Raw genomic sequence first — 5,041 nt, 5'->3', positions numbered from 1 at the left:
TCCCCCCCCTCCCCCCCCCCCCCCCCCCCCCCCCCCCCCCCCCCCCACCCCCCCCCCCCCCCCCCTCGGGCGTGGAGGGAGAGCTGGTCCGGCGTGGGTCGGGGATCAGTCGATGCGGTGCTCCTTCCAGAAGGGCGTCAGGTCGACGGACGTCGCGGCCTGGGCGGCGGCCTTGAACTCGGCGGTGGTGGAGACACCGAACCAGTGGGCGCGGGCGTAGTCGTGCAGCAGCGCGGACATCGTGTCCGTGCCGATCAGCCGGCTCAGTTCGTGCAGGGCGCAGGAGCCGTGGTCGTAGATGACCGCCTCGTAGCGGTCGGGGTGGGCGTCCCAGTAGCTCATCGGGTTGGTGAGGCGTTCGGCCGGGCTCCGGAAGGGAGTTGCGGCGGTGCAGCCCTCCTTCGTCCGGCCCAGCTCGACGTCCATGGCGTACTCGGCGAAGGACTCGTCCAGCCAGGGCGCGCGGTACTGGTCGTCACCGACGATGCCGTACCACCACTGGTGCGCCAGCTCGTGGATGACGGCGGAGGGGCGGATCCGGTCGAGGACGAAGGCCGGGTACTCCATGCCGCCGAACCCGAAGGCGTCGTCGAGGACGGTGGCGACGTCCCCGTACGGGTAGGGGCCGTAGCGGGCGGAGTGGTCGTCGATGGTCCGCAGCGAGAGGTCCAGCATCGCGCGGGCGTCTGCGGCGGAGACGCTGCTGACCGAGTAGACGGCGACCCGGACGCCGCCGCCGGACCGGCCCTCGATCCGGTGGAACGGCCCGGCGGCCCAGGCGAATTCGCGGACCTGCCGGGCACCGATCCGGGTGACCGTTCGGCCCGGTCCGCCGGGGGTGTCGACGGCGGTGCCGGTGGCGGGTACCAGGACCTCGGTGGGGTGGTCGAGGGTGACGGCGAAGTCGGAGGCGAGGCCGTAGAACGACTCGCCGAGCTCGCTGTACCGGTCCAGGTGCCAGCCCGACCCGTCGCGGACGGCGAGGACGGGCAGGGCGTTGCCGATGAAGCTGAACGCGCCGTCCCGGCCGAAGCGGTCGAGGCCGTCGGGGACGTCGATGCCGAGGTCGAACTCGACCGTGTCGGAAGCGCCCCGGGGCAGCGGGCGGGCCAGCGGGACGCGCAGGGCGGTGCAGTCGACCTCCGGGGTGCCGTCCAGACCGGTCACCCGGACGGACGGGGTCGCGCAGCCGCCGTGGAAGTTGTCCCAGAGCCGCAGGTACACCTCGTGCAGGGGTTCCGGTGAGGTGTTGGTGAAGACGATCCGCTCGTGGCCGCGCCAGTGCGCCCCCGTGGCGTCGCTGCTCAACTCCACGGTGTAGGTGGGGGCTCCGGGGGTGCGGGTCGGGTCGGCGGGGGCACGGCCGGGTGGTGCGGCGCCCACCGACAGGAGCACGGCGAGGACGGCGAGCAGCGGGAGGAGGAGGCGCCGCGGGCCGGACGGCCCATCGGACCGGTCGAGGAGTCGTTGGACGGTGGTGGTGAACCGGGCAGATGTGACCGGCCGGAAGGGTGGGCCGGTGGACTTCATCATGAGGACCTCGGAAATCTCGGAAATCTCGGGGATGCCGGGCCTGCCGGGGCGGGCAGCGCGTCGCCGGCACCGTGCCTGAGAACGGCCTCGACCAGCCCGGGGACACGCAGCGGCCCTCCGTCGGGGTGATCCGCTGGGCTGGCCGCTGGGCCGGCCGCTGGGTCTGCCGTCGGCTGGGCCGCCGAGTCGGCCTGGTCAGTGGAGCGGCTGGTCGGCTCCCGGGGAGTCGGCCAGGAACTGCAGCAGGACGTCGGCAACCTGGGCCGCACCGGCGGTGCCGACCGCGCTCGTCAATGCCGTCCAGTCCGGGCCGGGTGGAGCCGCGGCGGCCCCGTCGGCCAGCCGTTTGAGCTTCTCGACCAGGCCCTGCCGTACGGCCGCAGCCGTACGGTGGCGGCCGAGGTCGACGGCGCGGGCGATGCCGCCGTGGATCAGGTCGAGGGCCTTGCGCTCGCCGTGGGCGCGCAGGGCCAGTGCCTCCTCCTCGTCGAACACCTCCTGGGGCCAACGGAGGCGGACGTCAGTGCCGAGCGCCTGGCTGTGGAAGCGGCCGTTGAAGATCTGGCTGAGGTTCTGCGGCGGCAGACAGAGCGTCGGGGTGCCGAGTTGCCCGGCCTCCAGGAGGGTGGTCAGCCCGGGGGAGGTGAGCAGTACGTCGCAGTCGGCGAGGCGGTGCAGGAACTCCTGGTGGCGGAGGGCGCCGACGGTGGTGACGGGCGGGTGGGCGCAGGAGTCGACCAGTTGCGCGGCCAGCCAGGCCGGCAGGTTGCCCGCGATGTGCACCTCGGTGACCCCGCTCGCGGTCAGTGCCTCCAGTGCGGCGGGCAGGACGAGCTGGGGATAGCTCGCCCAGTCCGTGAGGTGGGGCGCGCGCAGCCCGCCGAGGTTGAGCAGGGCGCGCCGGGGGTGCGGCGTGGGAGGGCTGCCGCGGGCGGCGCCGCCGTCAGCGATCACGGCGTCCACCCAGCGGAGCCGGTGCACGTCGGCCAGCACCCCGGCGCCCTCCGGCGGCAGCTCCACGCACCGCTGGGCGCAGTACACCTCGGCGTCCAGCGGGAGGTCGGGCCGGTCGCCGTCCGTCCAGAGGAACGGCAGGCTGTCCACGAACACCACCGGCACCCCGCAGGCCCGCAGCGCGTTGGCCAGCGCGCCGTCCAGCACCACCAGTGCCGCCTGCACGCGCTGCGCCTGGACGATCCGGCACAGTTCCTGGTCGGACCGCTCGTCCGGGAGGTCGAACCAGCGCTCCACCGGCTGTTCGGCGAGCAGCTGTCTGCCAAGCCCGGAGGCCAGGCCGATGAATCTCAGCCGCTCGCCGCCGCGGGCCCGGAGGGCGGACAGCACCGCGCTCAACTTCCCCGAGCTGCCCCAGCCGAACTCCACCCCGGCCACGGCGACCGTCATCGTGGCCCTCGCCGTCGTGGTCCCCACTGTCGTGGCGTCTGCCCTCGTGATCCCCGTGCTCGCCCGCATCCCTGTCAACTCCCCCGCCCGTACCGGACCTTCTGTCGCTCCGTATTCGTACCAGGCGCTCGGAGAAGGGTCGGTTCGACTGCCTACGGAAAAGCGATACCTAACCACCCCGAAAGGTGAAGTTCCCGTTCGGTGCATTGACGAACGGAGGGATCGACGGGCAGGTGGACGGCCGGTCGGTCGGCGGCTTGGCGACCGGCCGCACCCGGGGCGTGCCGTCAGGCGGTCGACCTGGTCAGGCTCCTCCGTGGGACTGTTCCGGTGGATGTGACGCGTCGTCACGACCGGTTCGCGACTCCCGCTCCGCCGCCTCGGCGACGTGCTTGATGTGTGCCAGTCTGCGGTCCCAGTCGGCGGCGAGCGAGGCCATCCAGCGCGCCGTGGTGTCGAGCGCCGCGGGCCGCACCGTGTAGCGCACCTCGCGCCCGACGCGGCCGCTGCTCACCAGCCCGGCGGCGTCCAGGACGGCGAGGTGCTTGACCACGGCCTGGCGCGAGACGGGAAGGTGCCGGGCGAGCGTCGTCGCGGTGGCCTCGCCCTGCGCGGCGATCAGTTCGAGCAGCCGGCGTCGCGTCGGGTCGGCCAGGGCCGCGAGCACGGTGTCGACCGCTTCGACGGCGCCGTGGGGTTGGTCGGTCACGCGGCGGGCTGTTCGGCGCGCGTCCTGAGCGCGTCGAGTTCCTGGCGCCAGCCGCCGGTGTTGTCCTCGACCGCCTTGCCGCGCAGTTCCTCGGACCCGGCCAGTGCCGCGAAGCCGCTCTCGACCACACGCAGCCGCGTCCTGCCGTCCTCCGGGGTCAGGGTGAACTCGACGAGGGTGCTGTTGTCCTCGCGCAGTTCCTCCCCGGGGAACGCGCTGGCCCAGCGGTAGGCCAGGTAGGTCGGCGGCTCGACCTTCTCCACGCGTACCGGGAAGTCGCCGTACTCCGGGTTCCTGGCCACCAGTTCCTCGCCCTCCCTGGCCACGGTGCCGGGCAGGCTCGCCTTGTCGGCGACCCAGAAACCGGGCTCGGCCACCAGGGACCAGACCCGCTCCAGGGGCGCCTCGATCAGGGTCTCGCGTTCGATCCGGTCCTCGCTCATGAGGGGGCTCCTTCCATCGCGGACAGTGGGTGCAACTCCAGAGTTGCACGTCGCACTGCCAGGTGCAACCCGAGGGTTGCGTCTCGCGCGGGTCCGTCGCCGAGGGGCCCGGCCTCGTCCTGTCCCGGCGGGCTATCGCCCGGGGGTGGCCTCCTCGATGGCCGCCAGCAGGCGGGTGTGGACGGCGGTGGCGGCCGCGCGGGTCGCCGGGTCCTCGTCCTTCAACAGCGGGGTGATCAGCTCGGCAGCCGCGGCGAGGACCGGCACGGGCACCGTCGCCTCGCGCAGGTGGAGGAGCTGGGAGGCGGCCCGCTCGCCGGGCGTTTCCCGGGTGCGGGCGTCGGGGATGAGGGCGGTGAGGCCCCGGGGGATCGGCTGAGTGCTGGTCACCCGCCCCATTCTTCCGTGGCCTGGCCGTCGCCGATCACCACGGTCGGGCAGTGCGGCCGGTCGGCAGCCGCCGCACGGTGAGGCCCGGTCGCGGAACTTCCTCGTCAGCGGAGCTGCTCGGTGCCATCCTGTGCGAATGCCTGACGAATCGTATGAAGAGAGTGCTGCCCCGATACCCGCCACGGAGGCGGCTCCGCCCGAGACCGACTCGTGGTCGGCGCCGGCGCCGTCGGGCTGGCCTGGGGCATGTCCGGGCCCGGGGACGACGAGTCGTTCACGCTGGTGGGCCAGGCGCGGATCAGTACCTCCGACCCCACCAAGTCGGGCCCCTGCAACGGGGCCAAGGACCTCGACGACGTCGACAGCGAGGAGGCACGGACGGGGAGCCTCGTGATCGATCTCAAGTGAGCGATCTCGAGCGAGCGGTCACTTGAGATCGCTGACGAGTGGTGTCCGGGGCGGGTGGCGATGCTCCTATGGAAGTCAAGCGGCTTCAGTGAGGTCGCTTTGGGTGGTTTGTCTGGTGGTGTTGGTGGTGCGGATCGACCGTTGCAGGACTCGG

At 72.9% G+C, this 5,041-nt stretch carries 6 protein-coding genes; 1 reads left to right on the top strand and 5 read right to left on the bottom strand.

The genetic code is table 11. The annotated features are described in order from the left end of the window. Nucleotides 1-105: 105 nt before the first annotated feature. The 5 genes from ACZ4W5_RS37715 to ACZ4W5_RS37695 form a co-directional block, all read right to left on the bottom strand. Complete coding sequence (locus ACZ4W5_RS37715; protein ID WP_465659752.1) at nt 106-1,533, bottom strand: M1 family metallopeptidase; 1,428 nt, start codon at nt 1,531-1,533, stop codon at nt 106-108. A gap of 195 nt (nt 1,534-1,728) precedes the next feature. After that, entirely contained in the window at nt 1,729-2,937 is a 1,209-nt protein-coding gene (locus ACZ4W5_RS37710) for a hydroxymethylcytosylglucuronate/cytosylglucuronate synthase (RefSeq protein ID WP_465659750.1), read from the bottom strand. Between the two features lie 304 nt (nt 2,938-3,241). After that, complete coding sequence (locus ACZ4W5_RS37705; RefSeq protein ID WP_465659748.1) at nt 3,242-3,646, bottom strand: ArsR/SmtB family transcription factor; 405 nt, start codon at nt 3,644-3,646, stop codon at nt 3,242-3,244. Next, nucleotides 3,643-4,089, bottom strand: a complete 447-nt coding sequence (locus ACZ4W5_RS37700) for an SRPBCC domain-containing protein (protein WP_360232550.1) — start codon at nt 4,087-4,089, stop codon at nt 3,643-3,645. Before ACZ4W5_RS37700 ends, ACZ4W5_RS37705 begins: the two co-directional genes overlap by 4 nt. A gap of 132 nt (nt 4,090-4,221) precedes the next feature. Then, nucleotides 4,222-4,479, bottom strand: coding sequence for a hypothetical protein (locus tag ACZ4W5_RS37695; protein WP_465659746.1), 258 nt, complete (start codon nt 4,477-4,479; stop codon nt 4,222-4,224). A 210-nt stretch (nt 4,480-4,689) separates the two neighbouring features. Between ACZ4W5_RS37695 and ACZ4W5_RS37690 the strand changes: the two genes are divergently transcribed. Beyond that, nucleotides 4,690-4,887, top strand: coding sequence for a hypothetical protein (locus ACZ4W5_RS37690; protein WP_465659744.1), 198 nt, complete (start codon nt 4,690-4,692; stop codon nt 4,885-4,887). Nucleotides 4,888-5,041: the final 154 nt, after the last annotated feature.

It is taken from the genome of Kitasatospora sp. NPDC029367 (assembly GCF_055569135.1).
This window is presented reverse-complemented; position numbering and strand designations above follow the sequence as displayed.